Annotated in this window: 18 protein-coding genes; 10 read left to right on the plus strand and 8 right to left on the minus strand. The window is 43.6% G+C overall.

Features of this window, described 5'->3' with window-relative positions; all coding sequences use genetic code 11:
* Positions 1-191 precede the first annotated feature (191 nt).
* From ACXAFM_RS04615 to ACXAFM_RS04630, 4 genes are all read left to right on the plus strand, one after another.
* Complete coding sequence (locus ACXAFM_RS04615) at positions 192-887, plus strand: AAA family ATPase (protein WP_474827329.1); 696 nt, start codon at positions 192-194, stop codon at positions 885-887.
* Complete coding sequence (locus ACXAFM_RS04620; protein WP_474827331.1) at positions 847-1,176, plus strand: replication protein RepA; 330 nt, start codon at positions 847-849, stop codon at positions 1,174-1,176. Before ACXAFM_RS04615 ends, ACXAFM_RS04620 begins: the two co-directional genes overlap by 41 nt.
* A 147-nt stretch (positions 1,177-1,323) precedes the next feature.
* The gene (locus ACXAFM_RS04625; RefSeq protein ID WP_474830510.1) at positions 1,324-3,432 is read left to right on the plus strand and encodes a tetratricopeptide repeat-containing diguanylate cyclase; all 2,109 of its coding nucleotides are present in this window, start codon (positions 1,324-1,326) and stop codon (positions 3,430-3,432) included.
* 18 nt (positions 3,433-3,450) lie between these two features.
* Complete coding sequence (locus ACXAFM_RS04630) at positions 3,451-3,768, plus strand: GFA family protein (RefSeq protein ID WP_474827333.1); 318 nt, start codon at positions 3,451-3,453, stop codon at positions 3,766-3,768.
* Positions 3,769-3,884: 116 nt separating this feature from the next.
* On the opposite strand, the gene prsR is transcribed toward ACXAFM_RS04630, so the two are convergent.
* From prsR to ACXAFM_RS04650, 4 genes are all read right to left on the minus strand, one after another.
* Positions 3,885-5,246: a PEP-CTERM-box response regulator transcription factor gene (prsR, locus tag ACXAFM_RS04635; protein WP_474827335.1), complete on the minus strand. Its 1,362-nt coding sequence runs from the start codon at positions 5,244-5,246 to the stop codon at positions 3,885-3,887.
* A gap of 80 nt (positions 5,247-5,326) precedes the next feature.
* A complete protein-coding gene (prsK, locus tag ACXAFM_RS04640; protein WP_474827337.1) occupies positions 5,327-7,372 on the minus strand; it encodes an XrtA/PEP-CTERM system histidine kinase PrsK in 2,046 nt (681 codons plus the stop codon).
* A 244-nt stretch (positions 7,373-7,616) separates the two neighbouring features.
* On the minus strand, positions 7,617-8,741 hold the full coding sequence (locus ACXAFM_RS04645) for a beta-ketoacyl-ACP synthase III (protein WP_474827339.1): 1,125 nt from the start codon (positions 8,739-8,741) through the stop codon (positions 7,617-7,619).
* Positions 8,742-9,148: 407 nt separating this feature from the next.
* Positions 9,149-10,960 carry a choice-of-anchor I family protein gene (locus ACXAFM_RS04650; protein WP_474827340.1) on the minus strand — a complete coding sequence of 604 codons (1,812 nt, stop codon included), beginning with the start codon at positions 10,958-10,960 and terminating at the stop codon, positions 9,149-9,151.
* Positions 10,961-11,361: 401 nt separating this feature from the next.
* Here ACXAFM_RS04650 and ACXAFM_RS04655 point away from each other — a divergent pair, with 401 nt between their 5' ends.
* Positions 11,362-12,159 carry a M48 family metallopeptidase gene (locus tag ACXAFM_RS04655; RefSeq protein WP_474827342.1) on the plus strand — a complete coding sequence of 266 codons (798 nt, stop codon included), beginning with the start codon at positions 11,362-11,364 and terminating at the stop codon, positions 12,157-12,159.
* Between the two features lie 109 nt (positions 12,160-12,268).
* Here the strand turns inward: ACXAFM_RS04655 and ACXAFM_RS04660 are convergent, their stop codons facing one another.
* On the minus strand, positions 12,269-13,111 hold the full coding sequence (locus ACXAFM_RS04660; protein ID WP_474827344.1) for a mechanosensitive ion channel family protein: 843 nt from the start codon (positions 13,109-13,111) through the stop codon (positions 12,269-12,271).
* Between the two features lie 788 nt (positions 13,112-13,899).
* Between ACXAFM_RS04660 and ACXAFM_RS04665 the strand changes: the two genes are divergently transcribed.
* From ACXAFM_RS04665 to ruvX, 4 genes are all read left to right on the plus strand, one after another.
* A complete protein-coding gene (locus ACXAFM_RS04665) occupies positions 13,900-14,628 on the plus strand; it encodes a 16S rRNA (uracil(1498)-N(3))-methyltransferase (RefSeq protein ID WP_474827346.1) in 729 nt (242 codons plus the stop codon).
* Between the two features lie 139 nt (positions 14,629-14,767).
* A complete protein-coding gene (gene gshB / locus ACXAFM_RS04670) occupies positions 14,768-15,718 on the plus strand; it encodes a glutathione synthase (RefSeq protein ID WP_474827348.1) in 951 nt (316 codons plus the stop codon).
* A 152-nt stretch (positions 15,719-15,870) separates the two neighbouring features.
* A complete protein-coding gene (locus ACXAFM_RS04675; RefSeq protein WP_474827350.1) occupies positions 15,871-16,437 on the plus strand; it encodes a YqgE/AlgH family protein in 567 nt (188 codons plus the stop codon).
* Positions 16,430-16,861 (plus strand): Holliday junction resolvase RuvX, encoded by a 432-nt coding sequence (gene ruvX / locus ACXAFM_RS04680; RefSeq protein ID WP_474827352.1) that lies wholly within the window; start codon positions 16,430-16,432, stop codon positions 16,859-16,861. The genes ACXAFM_RS04675 and ruvX overlap by 8 nt, the downstream gene beginning before the upstream one ends.
* A 24-nt stretch (positions 16,862-16,885) precedes the next feature.
* Here ruvX and ACXAFM_RS04685 read toward each other — a convergent pair whose 3' ends face one another.
* From ACXAFM_RS04685 to ACXAFM_RS04695, 3 genes are all read right to left on the minus strand, one after another.
* Positions 16,886-17,203, minus strand: a complete 318-nt coding sequence (locus ACXAFM_RS04685) for a putative signal transducing protein (protein ID WP_474827354.1) — start codon at positions 17,201-17,203, stop codon at positions 16,886-16,888.
* Positions 17,204-17,372: 169 nt separating this feature from the next.
* Positions 17,373-18,485, minus strand: coding sequence for a PilT/PilU family type 4a pilus ATPase (locus tag ACXAFM_RS04690; RefSeq protein WP_474827356.1), 1,113 nt, complete (start codon positions 18,483-18,485; stop codon positions 17,373-17,375).
* Positions 18,486-18,493: 8 nt separating this feature from the next.
* Positions 18,494-19,537: a type IV pilus twitching motility protein PilT gene (locus tag ACXAFM_RS04695; protein ID WP_474827358.1), complete on the minus strand. Its 1,044-nt coding sequence runs from the start codon at positions 19,535-19,537 to the stop codon at positions 18,494-18,496.
* Positions 19,538-19,564: 27 nt separating this feature from the next.
* On the opposite strand from ACXAFM_RS04695, the gene ACXAFM_RS04700 reads away from it, so the two are divergent.
* A complete protein-coding gene (locus ACXAFM_RS04700) occupies positions 19,565-20,251 on the plus strand; it encodes a YggS family pyridoxal phosphate-dependent enzyme (protein ID WP_474827360.1) in 687 nt (228 codons plus the stop codon).
* Positions 20,252-20,299 lie beyond the last annotated feature (48 nt).

Here is a 20,299-nt window from a genome sequence, read left to right on the forward strand (position 1 = left end):
TAGAAGACTAGATTGAGTTTTCACACAAATCAATAGGTATTATCTTACATTCGTAAATATCGATTTTGATGCTGAACCCAACTAATACTCTGCCTATGCTTTTGCTAAAGGTTAAGTACGATCCAGATATGAGGTGCGGTCCACTTAACGCTTGGCATTTTAACGTAAGGCGATATTCGAGGATTATCATTATGATTATTTTGGTTGGTGGGGAAAAGGGCGGTAGCGGAAAAAGCTGCTTGGCACAAAACATTGCGGTTTACCTTCGCACAGAGAAAGGTGCCAAGGTGTTAATGGTCGATTGTGACCCGCAGCGAACAACGTCAGACTGGATCCAAGAACGAAAAGCGAATCCTCGTCTTGCTGAAATAAACTGTGTTCAGTTATATGGAAAAATACGTAATGAGTTACTTAGCCTTCGACAACACTACGATTACGTAGTCATTGACTGTGGTGGTCAAGACAACTTAGCGTTACGCTCATCAATGGCTGTCGCAGATCACATACTGATTCCGCTAAGACCTAAACGTCGCGATTTAAAAACGGTGCCTCATATGGAAGATATTTTATCTACATGTAAGATGGTTAACCCAAAAATGAATGCAGCATTTGTCATTACACAATGCCCTTCTCTTCCTACTCTGGCTAACCGCATTTTAGAGGCAAAAGAAGTGTGCCGCTCATTCGGAATACCGGTCTTAAACTCTGTTACTTTTAGCAGAAACATGTACGATGACTCAGAAGAGTCGGGGCAGTCAGTAATCGAAAGTGAGCCTGAAGGTAAAGCCGCGACGGAAATAAGAACCCTGTTCGAAGAGTTACTAGCTGGCAAAATGGAGGATGCTTATGAGTTTAATCAACCTCAAAAAGTCGAAGTCTTTAGCTAAGCCCAAGCTTCGCACTGTAGAAGATTTCATAGATGACGCCTTGCTTTATGCCCAGGGTAAAGTGAATAAACAGCAAACATCTGCTGCAAAAAACGAGTTAAAAAATGCGCTTACAGATTGCGTTGTACCAATAAAAAAACGTGCTAAACCAGAAGGCATGCGACACGCCACCTTTACGTTGACGCCGCAATGCATTGAAAAGCTCGCAAAAACAGCCCAGAAGACAGGCAAGGCTAAGTCTGCGTTGATTCGAGAATGGATTGAAAAGAACAGCGAAAAACTAGACTAAAACATAAATTAACATGCATACTAAAACCTTTTTACCCTTCACAATTATCATGGTGCTAGGGCGAAAGCCTGTTGAGATACTCAACAATAAAATATTCTGACAGCGTATGGGAGATACAACAGAATGGGCGGTGGAGGATTGAGCACAGTGCGCGTGCTAATGTGTGCCCTGCTATTTGCTATGTATCTTATGCCGGTTAAATCGGTAGTGGCTACCAATCTAATTAATAGCGAAATCAAACACGTTGAAAACCTTCTAAAAACAAAACAATACAACGATGCTGACAGTACGGCGCTTTTGTTGCTAGAGCAGGCCTTGCAACAACAGCAGGTATCCGCCGATGCTTTTTCAACGCTTGGCCAACTACTTCAAAACTCGTCTCGCTTTGAAGTATCAAAGTCTATTTTTAACGCTGCGCTTGAGCGTTATACCTTTGAGGGAAAGCTCAATAAAATTGCATCGACGCTTCTTCAGCTTGCTACTTCCGAGAGGAATTTATCTAATTACTCTACCGCAATGACTTATGTCAGACGCGCCATGTCTATTGCGCAAATTGAACAAGATGATTTCTTAAAAGCACGATTAAACCTTGAACTTGGCATAATTCGACAAGAGCAGGGGGAAATCGAAACTGCTCTTGAACCGTTAAAGCAAGCCCTACGTCACTTCCGTGAAAATAATATGGCTATTGAAATGAGCCTTTCGCTTCTTCGTATTGGTGAAATTTATAGTTTGCTCAATCAAGCGGCCCTAGCCCGTACTTATTACCAAGATGCATTTGATAGCATTGATAACACAGGTACGCCCATATTACTTGGTATTATAAAGGCACGTATGGGTGAATTGACGCTGAAAACAGGTGACATTAAGCAAGCCATAGAGACTATTAACGAGGCTCTGACTCTTCTACTTTCTACCAATGACGTTGGTGCAATTGCCCAAGCAAAAATGTTAATGGGCAAAGCGCTTGTAGAAAATGGCGATATTCCGAAAGGTAGAGACCTCCTAAAAGAAGCCATGCAATTCGCGAGCTCATCGGGCCAAGCCAAATTAATGAAAGAGGGACGGCTGGCCCTTTCACAAGCCTACATGAAAGAACAGAGCTTTGAACTGGCTTTAGCAGAAGCTCGAACGGGTACCATTGATGCGCGAAAAAATAGGGACATTCGCGGGCAGGTAAATTTTCTCTCAATACAGCTAAGTGCCTTTGTTTCACTCGGAGAGTTTAAAAAAGCGTTGGACATTCAATCAGTCATTCAACAGCTACGCGAAAGATTACTGGACTCAGAAAACAAGTCCGCCATAGAAGGGCTTCAAGCTGAAATCGAACTTGTGCGCCAGTCTCGTACACTAGAAAAGTTAGAAGAATCAAAGCAACTTGTGCTTGCTCAAGCTGAGCGTGAAAGCTTACAAACCACCTTATTTTGGAGTGTATCCTTAGCTGCTCTGTTGCTGACATTTTTAGTCTGGAGTCGATACAAACAACGCCAACAAACCATTATTCTGCGCCGTGAAGTTAGACGGCAAACGTTGATCCTCCAAGAAAAAAATCAGGAGCTCGAAAGAGCCTACAAGACGCTTGAAGAAGTAAGCTTACGCGACCCCTTAACTGGGTTATACAACAGGCACTATCTTGAGTCACAACTTCCGGGTGAAATTAGGCGCAGTCAATTTTCAGCAAAACAAAATACAGATGCAAATAAAGCTAAACAAGACTTGCTTTGCTTGCTTATTGATATCGACCACTTTAAACGCATCAACGACGACTATGGCCATATGGCGGGTGACAAAGTGTTATCAGCATTTGCTAACGTATTAAAAGAGGTATTCCGACAAACCGATCTTATTATTCGGTGGGGCGGTGAAGAGTTCTTAGTCGTATGTCGTCAATCAAATAGAGAAGAACTGCCAGAATTGGCGGAGCGCTGCCGGGAAATGGTGGCTCACACTTCTTTTGATATTGGCATAGAAGAACCTATCAATATTACCTGTAGTATAGGCTTTTCATTGCTTCCTCCTGACAAGCAAGATGATTTTGATGCTGCATGGGAGCGTACATTTGCTGTAGTAGATTACGCGCTTTACGCCGCTAAACTTTCCGGAAGAAATGGCTGGGTAGGCATAATAGAAACACTAACAAGCCCAAGAACTCACCCTACGTTGTTAGATACTAGGTTCAATTTCCCTGGTTCAAGAATTGCCACATCATTCAACAATGTGGCAAGTATCAAGTGGCCAGATACCCTCGATAAATAGCAGTAGAGGAAGTGAGATATGTATAAAGGAAGCTGTAGCTGTCAAGCCATTCAATATGAAATTGAACACCTCGATGAATTAGAAGCCGACAATGAAACTCTGACTCAAACAGATACCAGTAAACTGAGTATGACGGTTGAAAAAGAAAGGCTTGTGATCGACTGTGCTCCTTCCTCGTTAGCCAAATTGCATGAAGCTAATGGTGAAACGCATCACGTATGTAATGTGTGTGCAAGCGTCATTTTTGTAGAACTTAGCCCAAATAAAGTACAACTTGAAGTCACGTTTACAGGTCATGACGCGCTAGCGGAGCCACATCGTCAGTTTGTGGTTTAAAAACGTTTGCACATATTGTTTAGTTTGTCACGGCTTAATAATTGGGATGAAAAATTACTCTTCCCAGTTATTAAGCGCAAATTCAGATAATAAGTGGAAGATGCAATTACCTGCATTTAATCGCTACTTTTAATATCTTCCATGTGGTATTTGTCAATAAGCGAATACAAAGTTGGTCGCGTAACGCCTAGCAGTTCTGCCGTTTTAGACATATTCTTGTCTGCTTTTTGATAGGCCCTGCGAATAGCTCTACTCTCTGCAATCTCTCGCACTTCGCGTAGGTTCAACGTTTCAGGTTCATCATGGGCACCTACTGGCATTAACCCTAGGTCATCAGGCTGTATTACCGTACCTTCAGCCATAATTACCGCTGACTTGAGTTTATTTTGCATCTCACGAATGTTGCCCGGCCATTTGTGAGCTAACATGGCATTGACCGCCGTTTCGGAAAAGCTCTTGGCTTTGGCTTTGAATTCTTCGCGATAAATATTTAAAAAGGTACGAGCCAGCAAAATAATGTCTTGATCCCTTTCCCGCAGCGGCGGGATCATAATAGGCATTTCACCCACTCGGTAATATAAATCTTCCCTAAAGGTTTCTTGCGCTACCATAGCCTGCAAATCTCGGTGAGTCGCACAGATAACCCGTATGTCTACAGGAATTTCATTGCGTCCACCTACGCGCTCTATCACTCGCTCCTGCAAGAAGCGGAGCATCTTAGCTTGTAGCCCTATTGGCATGTCCCCTATTTCATCGAGAAACAAGGTACCGCCTTGCGCCGTTTCAATCTTGCCTATAGTGGTTTTATTCGCGCCGGTGAATGCCCCTTTTTCATAACCAAACAACTCACTTTCTAATAGATTCTCGGGTATTGATGCACAGTTAATCGCCACAAATGGTTTATCTTTTCTTGGGCTGTGTTCATGAATACTGCGCGCAAATACTTCTTTACCCGTACCACTTTCACCAAGCAGTAACGTGCTGATATCGGTATTGGCAATTTTCTCAGCCCGGCGCACCACTTTTTGTATAGCCTCGCTATTGCCGACGATCCTCGACATACCTGAGCGGGTGCGCGATAGAATACTGTTCTCATGCTCTAACTTCGACAAGTTCAAAGCACGATTGACCAACAGTTTAATGGTGTCAGAATCGATAGGCTTTTGATAAAAGTCGTAGGCACCAAAATCAATGGCTTTAAGCGCATTTTGTTTATCACTGTTGCCTGTCACCACGATCACCTTGGTTCTCGGCGCTAACGCGATGATGTCATGAAGAATTCGCAAGCCCTCTGAAGCATTAGCGGGGTCTGGAGGAAGCCCTAAATCTAGAGTAACCACCTTGGGCTCAAAGCGACGTAGCTGCGCAATGGCAGAAGTATGATCGTCAGCAAAAACAACATTGTAATCAGTAAGACTCCATTTAAGCTGTTTTTGAATACCTAAATCATCATCTACTACCAAAATGGTATCGGTCATCTCATCATCCTATTAATCTACTTCATCCGTCCAAGGAATGTGGATGTAAAACTCGGCCATCCACTTTCTAATTAGTTATATTATCCTATAGGAAAATACAGCGTAAAACAGCTACCACGCCCCGGTTCACTTTGCACAGTCAACTTGCCGCCAATAGACTCAATATAGGTTTTTGCGTCATAAGCTCCTATTCCCATGCCCGCATTTCCCTTTGTAGTATCGAAAGGCTTGAACAAACGGGTTTCGATAAACGTCTTATCCATTCCTACACCAGTATCTTCTATCATAACAAGCTGGGTATTAGTGTCTGAATTAGCAGTAATCACCACATCTACTTCACCATCATCGCCCGTTGCTTGCTGTGCGTTGCTAATTAAATGATAAAAAACATTGGCCACTTTTTCTCTATCTATCACCACAGGTGTCTCTCTAAGCACATGTACCTTAGGTAATGGATGCAAACCCGAACAGCGGTTACTCACCACATCTTTTGCAATATCTGATAATAAAAGCTCGGTGTTAACCCCTTCCTCTACCGCTTTTTTGTCGGTCAGTTGCTTGAGCATTTTTTCCATTCTTGACTTAGAGTGCTCTAAGGTTTCGAATGTGTCGTCAATAAATTCAGGATTATGCTTATGCTGTTGAGCGTTAGCTAAAATAAGATCGACCTGAGCAAGTACATTTTTTAAGTCATGTAATACAAAAGCTGACATGCGATTGAACGCAGCAAACTGTGCATTCTCAGCGACAACTTGGGCAGCTTCATGGTGCTGCATATACGTGCCTACTTGCTCAGAAACAGCAGTAAGGTAATCTTTCACTTCCCAATTAAGGCTAATCTTTTCTTTATCGCCTGACGTCAGCACGGCAAATCCCCACAACCCCCCATCTTTTAAGAAAGGAACAAAAAGTTGATAGCCCCACTCTTCAAGAGCTTTACGGTCTAATTTTAACCCTTCGTAGTCAAATGGCTTCACCAAATAAGCATCGGTATCAATGATCCATCCATTCTTGTCGCTATATTGCGCTAGGCTCTCTAAAATGGTGCAAGTCGCATTATTGTTGCTCTTACTTGATGAGCCAGAAATAGAAGAAGCTTCTGCAACACATTCATAGCCATTTGAGGTTACTTTGAAAAGTTTGCCAGATTCATACTGAATAGCATTCAGCATACCCGTTAGCCCAGCGTGAAACACATCGGAGGAAGTATCGCCAGCGCGCGTAAGCCATTGCGTTAATCTCACCCACTCAACACGATAGTCAAATTGGTTGGCAAAAAAGTGCTTAGTAATAAAGACTTTGATTTTGTTACGAAAAGCATTTGATAAAAACACGGTAGCCAATAGAGCAAACGACATCACCACGAGGATAATTTGCACGGTAGCGCCCCAATTACCGCCCATGTAGTTTATGGCATACCCTGCTACGGCCATGACAAAAAGGTAGCCACCTGCCACTAACAACAGTGAACTGTGTAAAACCACATCACGGGAAATAAATATATCAATTCCCCAATGGTGAATACGCCTAATCGAAATCACCAACAAAGGCATCAACAAAAAGTAGATATACCCGCGCGCAGCGATGTAACCAATTTCAACTTGGTTGACCATAGTGGCATTCGCGTAGGTCACAAACTCAAACAAATTTGTAGCGCCCAAATAGATAATGAGTGGTTTAAATGCCCACTGTTCCTTTCCGGCCTGTCGGTAGACGACTTCTAAAAGTACAAGGACTTCCAAAGAAAGTACAATCAGAATAAGAAAGCTCCACGCAGGGTTTACGGCCAATAAATAAGGGGAAAGCAGTGCGACAAGTGCAGGAGCAATAATAATAAGAGTTATCGGGCGTTTTAATACAGCGGCAATGTTACTGAAGTTAGTCTGAATACATGCTGACAAAAACAACAGCCAAGCTAGCTGTTTTATTACATCAACGCTAAGTAGCCAGTGAAGGGAAATGGGGCCAAAGATCGAGGTGATCAAGCTTGTCGACCATATCACTGTCGCGGCCGCAGCTAACACAAGTAAGTGTTTCGCTACCCCAGGCTTTCGAACGGTTAGCAACAACAATAATAGAGCTAAGTGCGCCAGGCTATTTAACCCATAGCCTACATCTGAAATCATCCTTTTATCTTACCTTAGTTATCATTACCTAAACGTTTGCAACGCGTTACACGAATACTACTTTTTTCATACTGTTCTTCTAATTGCTGCTTACTTCTAGGCAGCGCACTCATTCATACTATGATGTCGTTAAAGTTATTGTGCTATCAAATTGGTTTGGAGCCTGGCGTACCAAATAAGCGTGTTAAAAGGCAATACAAGCCAGTGCTCTATACATAATTCAAGAAAATCTGCGTTCAGCAGTTTACCTTTTACGTATGACTAACGAGCCAATTGAATACCCCGCGCCGAACGAACAAAGAACACCCACATCTCCTGCGACAAGATCTTCATGATTTAAACCGAACGCAATCACAGACCCCGCTGAGGCCGTATTAGCATATTCGTCTAATACAATTGGCGCTTCTGTGCGGTCTGCATCGCGCCCTAACAACCGCTTGCAAATCAAAGTGTTCATGTTGATATTGGCCTGATGCAGCCACCAACGCTTAACATCTGATGGTGCAATACCATGGCTTGCTAGATGTGCTTCAATATGAGCTGCCGCTAACGGGCATACCTCTTTAAATACTTTGCGTCCGGCTTGGTGAAATAGCTTATCAGGGCCGTAGGGGTCAACATCTTCAGCACGCGTCATGTAGCCAAAATTTGAACGAATATTGTTCGAAAATTTCGTCAATGCCTTAGTACTTAGCACGTCATATATGTGCTCGCTCTTCGCTGTTTCAGCAAACTCTAAGACGGTTGCCGTTGCTACATCGCCGAAAATAAAATGACTATCGCGGTCGGCATAGTTAATTTGTGGCGACACTAATTCTGGGTTAATCACCAATACACGGGTCGCATTGTTAGCGCAAAGCATTTCATAAGCGCGATGCATGCCGAAGGTGGCAGCTGAACACGCTACTAACATATCAAAACCAAAACCTTCAATATTCAATGCGTCTTGTACTTCAATAGCAATAGCGGGGTAAGCACGCTGGGTATAGGCACAAGATACAATGACAGCATCAATATCCTCAGCACCTACATTAGCTGACGCTAGCGCTAACTTGGCAGCCTCTACGGCAATTTCAGCCTGGTGAGAAAGTTCATCATCAGCTCGTGGCACAATTTTGGGCTTCATTCGAGAGATGTCTAGCGCACCTTCTTTTTGATAAATATAACGACTTTTTATTCCCGACGCTTTCTCGATGAATTCTGCACTTGAGTGAGGCATTGCAGCCACTTCACCTGATTCTATTTGCGCTTTATTTTCTTCATTAAACGCATCGGCATAAGCATTATAACTTTCTACCAATTCTTCGTTGGTAATACTTTGTTCTGGGTGCCACACACCCACACCACTAATCACAACTTGCTGAGACATAGGCATTCTCTATTATTTGATAGCACTACGGTGGTATTGAGCATTGCGTTACTCTGTGTCCTAAACGCATCTATACCAGTGCAATTGAGCCTAATCGTATTTACTTTTAAAAATACGACTGCGTTTTATGGCTTATAGCTTACCTTAATCCTTAAACGGTGTAACCATAGCGAACGAAAGGAAAGCTCTATTCCTCTGTTTAACATCAGTCCGCATAGACAATTGTCCACTCAGCGAGCCTTAAAATGTTCGCAATCGCTGCGTGTTGCCGCAGGTATAGTGGTTCTAAATCAAGGTGACACAACAAAGCTTAAGGACATTGTAAACTCGCTCTTCAGAAAAGTCTGGCAAGCTAACAATAAAAAACCCCGCTTCAAAGCGGGGTCTCATGTAATCAAAGCGGTAGCTTATAGCTGGTTGATTTGCCACACCGTTACTGTACCGCTAACTTCGTTGCCTACAACAAGAAGAGGCACTCCACTTGGGCTGTCTTCAGCGCTAACAAATACCAAACTTTCTGGCGCAAGGTCACCAATAACATCATCGCTGGTTAAACCTTCGGTAAGATCGCGGTTGATCACGTACTCAGCAAATTGAACGTCGTAAGGGTTTGTAACATCGTATACGAAAATACCACCCATGCGCTCAGTACCGATGAAAGCGTAAGTACGATCGCCAACTTGCCCCACGGTCAATGCTTCTGGCTCAGGCCCTTTGTTTTCAGAACGTGAATCGCTAGCATTTTCGTCGTCACCGTTGTTGAACTGCGCCCCGTGAACTGAAGCGGTAATGCGCTCAAAATCGTCGCCAGAATCATAAACCACTAAACCATTTTGATCCCAGATGGTAAATGAACGCGCACCGTAAGCATATGCAGCATCGTATTCACCGTCTCCATCAGCATCACCCATAGCCGAAGTTACACGTAAATCGTCAGCCTCACCTGTAGCCTGTAGCATCGACAGTTCAGAGTTAGCAGCAGCAGTAAGATCTTCTACTTTCACTTCATCGGTATAGGCTAAACAACCATCGTCTTCGTCAAAATCAACACCACCAGCAGCCGTACATGCTGCGGCATCGGCAGCTTCAAAGAAATACTCTCGGGCATCACCTTCGTTCGCGGTTACGATAAAAGTTGCATCTTTCCACGTAAAGTTAGCGATAGTGTCAGGCTGATATACCCCGTAAAGGCCGGTATATTGTCCAAAACTAACCGCATCGTTCTCTTGAATATCAATGTTAAGCCCAGCCCAAGATTTTGTACCTAGACCAACAACATCAACGGTTAATTCTTCTAAATCTAAGATTGCTAGGCCATTGTTCTCCTGAAGGCTCACATAAGCGACGTCGTTGGTAGTCGTGATATATTCAGGTTCAAGGTCTTTAGCAACTGTCGAAGTAATTGCAGTACCGTTAATAGTCTGGCCAGCCGGGTTTGGGAACATCATTCCCTGTTCCATCAAATCGGCTTCAGCACCGTTGAACGCTGTGAAACCGACTGTAGTCCCAGTTTCTTCAGGCTCTCCGCTGGCTAAAATGTTAATGACTGTAATCGAGCCTTCCGGGTCGATGGTGTAGTCATCAGAGGGTTCACCTTCATTTGCCACCAACACCTTACCACCGTCTGGGGTGAAAGTGACCATATCTGGTAGTGCGCCAACCTCTACCGAGTCTAAAAACGCGGGAGCAGAACTATCAAGCCCGTTGTAGAACAACACGTAACCGTTGTCAGTTTTAACATCCGCAGGTACAGCAACAGCCATGAGATCACCGCTTACTGCAATACTTGTAAGGCTACCTAGCACTACACCATTAATATCAGCAGGCAATGCGATAGTCGTTGGCGTAAGTGTGGTTGTATTGATTGGATCTGACATTGTGGCCGTGTTAACGCTAGATGCATCAATAACCGCAATCGTATTGGTTTCGCCATTAGTTGCGTAAATCGTACTCGTATCTGCGTGATACTGAACGATTTCAGCGGCTGTTTGATTACCCAAGAAAGCGCGACCTACGACATCCATCGCAACACCAATAGAAGCGTCGATGCCATCGCTACCGTCGCTGCCATCAGCACCGGGTTCACCTTGTTCGCCCTGCGGCCCCTGTGCTCCAGTCTCGCCCTGTGCGCCATCATCACCGTCAAGGCCGCATCCTGTGAGCGCTGCTGAAACTAAAAATGCGAGTAATCCATATTTAAACTTATTACGCACTGCCATTTGCTTTCCTTTTTATTTGTTTTTGTCGTACGTCGGAGGTCCGAGAAATCTGAAGTTCCTTAACCTAGTACACCAGAAAATTTATGTAACTTCTATGTATAAATTAGAATCAGTTTATGACACAAATATTAAGAAGGCAAAAGCGTGTAACTTTTCTATAAAAAAGCAACTATTTACGTCTTCAAGCATCAATTGTAAGTATATATTTCAACCTATTTTTAGTTTAACCGACTCAATAGTTCAGATTGAAGGTGGCATACAGGCGCTTTAGCGCGAACGTCTAGTTTTCTTTATTCGTGCTATCTGATACTAATACTGCTAAATAGACGTACAAACTGAAAGACATTTTTTTCGTAACTCGAATACAAAAATGGTGTCTTCAGTAAATAAAAGGATTAACCATGAAATTGAAATTCACTGCATCAGCGGTTATTGCTGCTGCACTTACACTAACCGCCTGTGCTACCTCACCTACAGGCAGGAACCAAGTACTACTGTATTCAGAAACCCAGTTAGCGCAAATGGGCGACCAAGCTTTTTCAGGCATGAAAGAAGAACTTAAAATTTCTAACAAAGCGGTGCAGAACTCCTATGTAGAATGTGTTGCAAACGCCATTACTGCCCAAGTGCCCGAGAGTGTTTTTGGCGGTCAATGGGAAGTGGTAGTGTTTGACGATGAACAGGTTAATGCGTTCGCACTGCCCGGCGGAAAAATAGGTGTTTATACAGGCTTGCTGAACGTAGCGGAAAACCAGCACCAGTTAGCTGCGGTAATTGGTCATGAGGTTGGTCACGTTATAGCAGAGCATGGTAACGAGCGTATGTCTCAGTCAACGTTGATCAATGTAGGTAGTCAAGCAGTAGGTCAAATATTGGCAGCGAACGAAGTTCCTCAATCAGGCCCTATCATGGCTGCGATCGGTTTAGGCGTGCAAGTAGGTGTTCAGTTACCTTTTAGTAGAACGCACGAGTCAGAAGCTGACGTCATCGGTCTTCAGCTGATGGCGAAGTCTGGGTTTGACCCAAGACAATCTGTGAACTTATGGCAAAATATGGATGCGGCTAGCGGCGGTGAACGCCCAATGGAATTACTATCTACCCACCCTGCGCCACAAACAAGAATAGATAATCTACAGGCAAATATGCCCGCAGCCTATGCGGACTATCAGGCCACCGCTTATCGACCTAACTGTAAATAAAGGTACAGTCTAAGAACGTTATATTTTGTCTAGCGCCTAAATAGCTGACTCGTTATTTAGGCAAAAAAAACGCTGCATCTAGCAGCGTTTTTTGTTTTCAAGCTAACGATTATTCGCCGTCTGTTTTGTGAAGGTGCACGTCCATTTGTGGAAATGGAATTGAAATTCCTTCTTTATCAAAGCGAAGTTTAACTTGCTCAGTAAAATCGAACTTAACAGCCCAGAAATCTGCAGCGTTTACCCAAGGGCGTACTACGAAATTGACACTGCTATCTGCAAGTTCAGAAACCGCTACAGTAGGAGCAGGTTCAGCTAGAATACGCTCATCCGCTTCAACCATTTCTTGCAACACTTGCTTAGCTTTTAGTAAGTCAGCGTCGTAGCCAATACCCACAACCATGTCTACACGACGAGTTTCTTTGGCAGAATAGTTAGTGATGTTGCCACCGTAAATATTGCCGTTTGGAACAATAATTTCTTTATTGTCAGGCGTATTCATTGTGGTTGTGAAAATGCCAATCTTTTTAATTGAGCCAGCAGTACCCGCAGCTTCAACAAAATCACCCGCTTTGAATGGCTTAAATACTAGTAGCATTACGCCTGCCGCAAAGTTTTTCAGTGAATCTTGTAGTGACAGACCAATGGCTAAACCAGCCGCACCCAAGATGGCAACAAGTGACGTAGTATCTACACCAAGTTGATTCAGTGACGCTACTATAACGAATAGCATCAAAATAGCGCTAATTATCGCCTCGAGGAAATCTACCAACATATCATCATATTTAGACTTGGCCATTAGGCGTCTAAATAAAGACAAAATAAATCCAACGACGATCTTACCAACTACATAAATCGCAATCGCCATTAAAATATTGATACCCCATGGAATGGCGTAGTCGTTTATATATCTTTCAACATCACTTGCTGAAAAAAGCGAAAGTTTCTCATCCATATTATGGTCCTTGTTATGGTTAGTTGTAATCAACGCAAATACGTTAGCAGCTATTCGTATTATCACCAATACATAATAGGTCTAAACTGTATAAATTTGCCCTAAAGTCTAAGTTTTATAGGCTATTGATAGTGATAGCATTATCCGAAAGTAGCGATACAGGAAGCCATGTTTGACCACACTATGAACTAAAGTTTTAGTATTTTTTTTAATAATTGTCACACATATGTCACTCAATAATTGCACCATCTCATGCCGAAGCTTGAATGCGCTTTGTTACTTTTTCCATCTTATTGGAAGTTACCGAGTTTTAAGAAATTTTTTTTGGTGATTTTTTAGCCACAAAGTTTTAGACTAAAGTCTCATAAGAACTAAAACATTTTATCGGCTTCGATACATTGTTTTTTTTCATATGAACGGGCTTTAGCAAACTATGTTACTTAAAGGATTAACGCATGTTGCTTCTAATAACCCTATTTTCAGTCGTTTTGTGTTTATTTTTATATTCACTACGCACTGATAAAGGAAAACATACCAAGTATGCGAGAGCGGGCTACCGCCCCGAAGTAAAATCGAAGTCTTCTTCCACTGTGTTGAAGTCAACTTCGAACAACTCTTCGCCTTCTGCGGCGTAGGGTTTGTTTACAAGTCAGGTGATTTTGAAATAGACCGCGTGCTGTCGTTTATGTAAGTTTTTACCCAATAGTTTACATAGTGCCGTCGACAGCATTGCAACCTGTACGTGCACACACGTATTATACGCATTAAAATCAAAAACACGATTTACCATGCGTATACCAAGAGTTTATTACCCCAATCCTATTCCGTTAGAACAAGAATTTGAGTTGACCGAAGATGCCGGCCATCACATTGCTACTGTACTGCGAATAAAACCCAACCGGCCTATTGTGCTATTCAATGGCGACGGGAACGAGTACAGTGCTCAGATTATCAGTGTTCAAAGAAAGAGGGTCACAGTCGAGGCCGACGCTTGCCTATCACTTTCAAAAGAGTCCCCCCTACATTTACATCTAGGTCAGGGCGTCTCGAAGGGTGATAGGATGGACACGGTGCTGCAGAAAAGCGTAGAGCTTGGCGTAACAGAAATCACGCCCGTAATCACTGAGCGCTGCACAGTAAAGCTCGACGAATCTCGTTGGGAAAAGAAAATCCAACAATGGCAAAAGATTATTATTGGCGCCTGCGAGCAGAGTGGTCGAAATATAATTCCTGTACTTAATACCCCTGTAAATTTGAACCAGTGGCTATCTTCCTCAACAAGCACCACTCGACTAGTTCTCGCACCAGGTGCCGAGCAAAGCTTGGCAAGACAACCCTATAACACTCAAGGCTTTCGTTTGCTTATTGGCCCAGAAGGCGGTTTGTCTGAACCAGAAATTCATCAGGCAAACGAAAACGGGTATCAGTCGGTAAGTCTTGGCCCACGTATTTTGCGTACCGAAACCGCTGCAATTACCAGCTTAAGCATTCTTCAAGCTCAGCACGGCGACTTTTAAGTTTAGATTTTAAAGAAGCCGTTTAGCTTGCATGGGGGTAGCTAAGTAGCTTGAAGATTTTAGGTGTGCCCCCATATATTAACTCAATCAGATAAGCCGTTCGTTGCGGTATTTCATTAACATCCAAGGTGAAAACATTATGCACTATACTGTTGGCGTAATTATGGACCCCATCGCAAGCATTAAGCCACATAAAGACACTAGCTTTGCGATGATGCTTGAAGCTCAGCGCCGCGGTGCAAAGATTGTTTATTTTGAATTAAAAGACCTGTATTTAGACAATGGTAAGCCTATGGGTTTGGGTAAAACCGTATCGGTAAAAGACCAAGCCACAGATTTCTACACCATTGAAGATGAAGCTACCCTCCACTTAGGCGATATTGATGTGCTGCTAATGCGCAAAGATCCACCGTTTGATAGTGAATTTCTGTACGCTACTCAGGTGTTGTCGCTCGCACAAGACGCGGGAGCGCTCGTTGTAAATAACCCTCAAGCGCTACGCGACTACAATGAAAAGTTGTTTACATCGTACTTTCCAGAACACATTCCACATACCTTAGTCACTAACAACCAAGCGCTTATCCGTGAGTTTCACGCCAAGCATCAAGACATTATTTGCAAACCCTTAGACGGTATGGGCGGCGCGTCTATTTTTAGAGTCAAGCCCGATGGCAACAACTTGGGCGTTATAATTGAAACCCTAACCAAGTTAGGCACACGCTACATGATGGTACAAGAATATCTGCCAGAGATTAAAGACGGCGATAAGCGCGTACTCATCGTTGATGGTGAAGTCATGCCGTACTGCTTAGCGAGACTGCCCACTAAAGGGGAGACTAGAGGCAATTTAGCCGCTGGCGGTACCGGACGCCCACAGCCAATTTCTGACTCTGATCGCGGCCTGGCAGAAGCCATTGCGCCGACACTAAAAGAAAATAATATTTTATTCGTTGGACTTGATGTTATCGGCAGTAAAATTACTGAAATAAACATTACTAGCCCAACTTGCGTAAGAGAAATTGAAGCAGCGTTTGACGTCAATATTATGGGCGCACTGTTTGACGCCATTGAAAAGCGTTTAGCCAACTGATAGACCTGCTTTGCTCTAGTCACCGGAGCGGGTAGATTAGATAAAGCTCAACACGGGTAAATGCAGGGCCTTTTGTACTCAATGTTTACGCTAGATGTTTAAAGGCCTCTAAAGTAAAAGACGTTAATATTAGATAGTAGTAAAAGCAAACTATGACGGAATTAAAAAGCCTACAAAATCACTTTCTGATCGCGATGCCTAGCTTAGACGATCCGTATTTTTCTCGGTCTCTCATTTATGTTTGCGAACACAATGCTGAGGGCGCCATGGGCATCGTGGTAAATCAACCCTCTACTATGAACGTCAAACAACTTCTTGAACAAACCGATAAAGAGTTGACTATTTCTGGAGACAAGGCAGAACAAATCGTTTTAGCGGGCGGGCCGGTCAACCAGGAACGCGGATTCGTTTTGCATTCGTCACAAAAATCCTGGGCATCTAGCCTTAAGCTAGCGCCAGGAATAATGGTCACAACATCCAAGGATATTCTCACTGCCATTGCTAAAGACGAGGGTCCAGAAAACGTGCTTATTGCTTTAGGTTACGCCGGATGGACACCTGGACAGCTTGAAAAGGAAATGCAGGAAAACGCGTGGCTGACTGTAGAAGCAGATGAAGAAATCCTATTTAACACCCCCATGCATAAAAAGTGGCAGGCTACAGTAAATAAACTCGGTGTGGATGTATGGCAACTAGCACCGGGAGCTGGTCATGCCTGATATAGGAAACCGAACGGTACTAGCGTTCGATTTTGGGACCAAAAGTATTGGTGTGGCAGTAGGCCAGGAAGTTACAGGTACAGCCTCTCCCCTAGCCGCGCTTAAGGCAAGAGACGGCATTCCTGATTGGGCACTGATAGAAAAGCTTTACGAAGAATGGCAGCCTCATGTCGTGGTCGTAGGTTTACCGCTTAACATGGACGGTACAGAGCAGGAAATGACTCAACGAGCCCGCAAGTTTGCCAATCGGCTTCATGGTCGTTTTAAAGTGGCCGTAGAAACCTGTGACGAACGACTTACTACTACAGACGCTAAAGCTATGCTGTTTGAGTTAGGTGGCTATAAAAAACTGACTAAAGATAAGGTAGATAGCGTATCGGCTTGCGTAATTTTTGCTAGCTGGAGCGAGAGCCAGTACGATTAACTATTAGTAAAACGCTTGTTGTTACTATCTGTCTTTACCGCATTGCCAGCACACATCAAAAGCGCTGCCATTTTCTTCGTTGCAACTACCACAAATCCAATCCTTACTGCTCACTGCATTGTTGTTTGATTTTTGAATAAAAGGCGCTATAACTCTTGACGCTCTTGCATACCAGCTATCGTCGACTAGCCACACTTCCTGCTGAGAATCCTGCCAAGGCAGCTCTCCTATTGCACCACTGACAAACTCATTTTTTACCAAATAGGGAATTGACAGAGCGTCAAGCTCGCTGCGAACCGCTTGCATTTCAAACGCATCTTGTGAAGTGAAAAGTTTTTTCAATGACTGCCCTAGTATTCTTAAACTAACGCCTACCCTGTAAGGATATAAACAAAAGTAGGCTTTAGGCTGCTCATCGTGCTCGAAAAATGCATTACTCTAATACTGGTTCATGCAACTATAGCTTTTCAAGCACAAATTAAGGTGACACATCAAACTCAAGCGAATGCAGCTAATCATCCATATCAATAGATACGTTCGATAACGTCCCTAAGCTAGAACCGTCGCTGGTGTCAAGCTTGATCATTAAGCGTAGATCATTAGGCGAATCAGCATGATGTAGCGCTTGGTCCATGTCAATCTTACCCGCTTTGTAAAGGTCGTAAAGGGCCATATCAAAACTCTGCATGCCCTGCTCTTTACCTTTTTTCATCGCTTCTTTTAACGCGCCAATTTCGTTGCGCTGAATAAGGTCGCGTACTAACGGCGAGTTTAGCAATATCTCTATTGCAGCTACCCTACCTCTGCCATCTGGTGTAGGTACAAGTTGCTGCGCTACGATAGCGCGAATGTTTAAGCTTAAGTCAAAGCGCAGTTTGTCGTGCTGATCTTTCGGCGCTAAATGCATAATACGCTCAATCGCTTGGTTTGCGTTGTTAGCGTGAAGCGTGGCCACACACAAATGCCCTGTATCAGCAAACGACATCGCATATTCCATGGTTTCCATAGAGCGAATTTCACCAATGAGAATGACATCAGGCGCCTGTCGTAGCGAGCTTTTAAGCGCGTCATCGAAAGATTGGGTGTCAATGCCCACTTCGCGCTGGGTAATAACACAGTTCTTATGCTCATGCACAAATTCAATAGGGTCTTCAATAGTCAATATGTGGCCATGAGAGTTCTCGTTTCTGTGACCAACAAGCGCAGCCAATGACGTAGATTTACCTGTACCTGTTCCACCCACAAATAAAACAAGGCCGCGCTTTGACATAATAATTTCTTTTAATACACGCGGCAGACCCAAGTCATCAGCTTTAGGAATTTGAGTGACGATACGACGAATAACCATTCCCGCTTGATCGCGCTGCCAAAATGCAGAACAACGGAAGCGGCCGATACCTTCTCGTACAATAGCGAAGTTACATTCTTTCGATGTATGAAACTCATTCTGCTGCTTTTCGTTCATCGCTTCGTGAACGAGTGCGAGTGACTCCTCTTCGGAAGTTGCACCTTCGGTCACCGGTGTAAGTTTGCCGTTAATTTTGGCACTGACTGGAAATTCTGCGGTGATAAACAAATCAGATGCGTTGGTATCGACCATTTTTTGTAGCAAAGAATCTAGCATGATAGCCTCTAGAAGTTATTCATCGACTGTTTATCAACTGATTTTGCCGCTGCGTCTTGTTTGGTAATAACACCCATGGCAACTAAACGCTGCAGGCACTGATCCATCGTTTGCATACCATGCGCCTGACCCGTTTGAATAACTGAGTACATTTGCGGCACTTTATCTTCACGAATTAGGTTACGAATTGCGGGGATCCCAACCATAATTTCGTGGGCTGCAACACGGCCACCGCCTACTTTCTTAAGCAGGGTTTGTGAAATTACCGCGCGTAGTGATTCCGACAACATAGAGCGCACCATAGCTTTTTCTTCTGCAGGAAATACATCAATGATACGGTCGATGGTTTTTGGCGCAGAGTTGGTGTGCAGCGTACCAAATACTAAGTGACCTGTTTCCGCCGCGGATATTGCAAGACGTATGGTTTCTAAATCACGAAGCTCACCAACCAGAATTACGTCAGGGTCTTCACGAAGTGCTGAGCGCAAGGCGTTGTTGAACGAGTGTGTATCTCGGTGAACCTCCCGCTGGTTTACCAAGCTAAGCTTGTTGTCGTGAACAAATTCGATTGGGTCTTCAATGGTAAGGATATGTTCGCGCTTGTGCGTGTTGATATGGTCGACCATGGCCGCAAGTGTGGTACTTTTACCTGAACCTGTTGCGCCCGTGACCAATACAATCCCAGTAGGTTGATTGATTATATCTTTAAATATTTCAGGTGCCCCTAAGTCGTCTAGCGTTAAGACTTTACTTGGGATGGTACGTAACACAGCGGCTGCCCCGCGATTTTGCACAAATGCGTTAACACGAAAGCGTGACAATCCATTTACTTCGAAAGAAAAATCGGTTTCTAGATTTTCTTCGTACTCTTTGCGCTGCATGTCATTCATAATTTCGAAAACAAGGCTATGAACCTGCTTATGATCGAGTGCAGGCACATTCAGTTTGCGCATCTCACCATCTACACGAATAATTGGTGGGAGGCCCGCTGATAAGTGTAAATCTGAGGCGTTATTCTTAACACTGAAAGCCAAAAGTTCGGTAATATCCACAACTACATCTCCATAACAAGGTGAATAATGCAAACAATAGCAGAAAGACTAAATTCCGCACGAAAAGGAATAGACCAAGCCGCTAATAGTGCCCATCGTCCACCAAATTCGATTAAATTGCTAGCGGTTAGTAAAACAAAACCCGTATCAGATATCATTGAAGCGTATGAAGCGGGGCAACGAAAGTTCGGTGAAAACTATGTTCAGGAAGGCGTTGAAAAGGTTCAGAAGCTTTCCAACCTTGAAAATATTGAATGGCATATGATTGGGCCGATTCAGTCAAATAAAACTAAAGTAGTAGCTGAACATTTCGATTGGGTTCAGTCAGTAGACAGAGAGAAGATTGCCCGCCGCTTAAACGAGCAACGTCCTGGCTCAATGCCGCCTTTAAACGTGTGTATTCAAGTGAATATTGATGATGAAGGCAGTAAGTCTGGCGTAGCGCCTAACGAACTAGCTTCTTTAGTTGAGTTCGTGGTGTCACAAGAGCGGCTTTGCTTACGGGGATTGATGGCCATTCCCAAAGCTAATCCTAGTGAAGAACAACAGCGCGCTACACTAACTAAACTAAAAGAATTATTTGACCACTACCATACATCATTGAGCAATTTTGATACCCTATCCGTAGGAATGAGTAGTGATATGACAGAAGCGATTCAACACGGGTCGACTATGGTGCGCATCGGTACCGCTATTTTCGGTAAGCGAAACTAGCGCGCTAATCCAACGGATAGCACTTCGCCTCGCTACACAGACTTAAAC

The organism is Alteromonas sp. ABD4_190, assembly GCF_056160105.1.

Excerpts from the sequence above, each read along its gene's own strand:
- ACXAFM_RS04615 (WP_474827329.1), top strand. The coding sequence starts at position 192 with ATGATTATTTTGGTTGGTGGGGAAAAGGGCGGTAGCGGAAAAAGCTGC.
- ACXAFM_RS04655 (WP_474827342.1), top strand. The coding sequence starts at position 11,362 with ATGAAATTGAAATTCACTGCATCAGCGGTTATTGCTGCTGCACTTACA.
- prsK (WP_474827337.1), bottom strand. The coding sequence starts at position 7,372 with ATGATTTCAGATGTAGGCTATGGGTTAAATAGCCTGGCGCACTTAGCT.
- ACXAFM_RS04665 (WP_474827346.1), top strand. The coding sequence starts at position 13,900 with ATGCGTATACCAAGAGTTTATTACCCCAATCCTATTCCGTTAGAACAA.
- ACXAFM_RS04650 (WP_474827340.1), bottom strand. The coding sequence starts at position 10,960 with ATGGCAGTGCGTAATAAGTTTAAATATGGATTACTCGCATTTTTAGTT.
- ACXAFM_RS04645 (WP_474827339.1), bottom strand. The coding sequence starts at position 8,741 with ATGTCTCAGCAAGTTGTGATTAGTGGTGTGGGTGTGTGGCACCCAGAA.
- ACXAFM_RS04675 (WP_474827350.1), top strand. The coding sequence starts at position 15,871 with ATGACGGAATTAAAAAGCCTACAAAATCACTTTCTGATCGCGATGCCT.
- gshB (WP_474827348.1), top strand. The coding sequence starts at position 14,768 with ATGCACTATACTGTTGGCGTAATTATGGACCCCATCGCAAGCATTAAG.
- ACXAFM_RS04620 (WP_474827331.1), top strand. The coding sequence starts at position 847 with ATGAGTTTAATCAACCTCAAAAAGTCGAAGTCTTTAGCTAAGCCCAAG.
- ACXAFM_RS04660 (WP_474827344.1), bottom strand. The coding sequence starts at position 13,111 with ATGGATGAGAAACTTTCGCTTTTTTCAGCAAGTGATGTTGAAAGATAT.
- ACXAFM_RS04630 (WP_474827333.1), top strand. The coding sequence starts at position 3,451 with ATGTATAAAGGAAGCTGTAGCTGTCAAGCCATTCAATATGAAATTGAA.
- ACXAFM_RS04690 (WP_474827356.1), bottom strand. The coding sequence starts at position 18,485 with ATGCTAGATTCTTTGCTACAAAAAATGGTCGATACCAACGCATCTGAT.
- ACXAFM_RS04700 (WP_474827360.1), top strand. The coding sequence starts at position 19,565 with ATGCAAACAATAGCAGAAAGACTAAATTCCGCACGAAAAGGAATAGAC.
- prsR (WP_474827335.1), bottom strand. The coding sequence starts at position 5,246 with ATGACCGATACCATTTTGGTAGTAGATGATGATTTAGGTATTCAAAAA.
- ruvX (WP_474827352.1), top strand. The coding sequence starts at position 16,430 with ATGCCTGATATAGGAAACCGAACGGTACTAGCGTTCGATTTTGGGACC.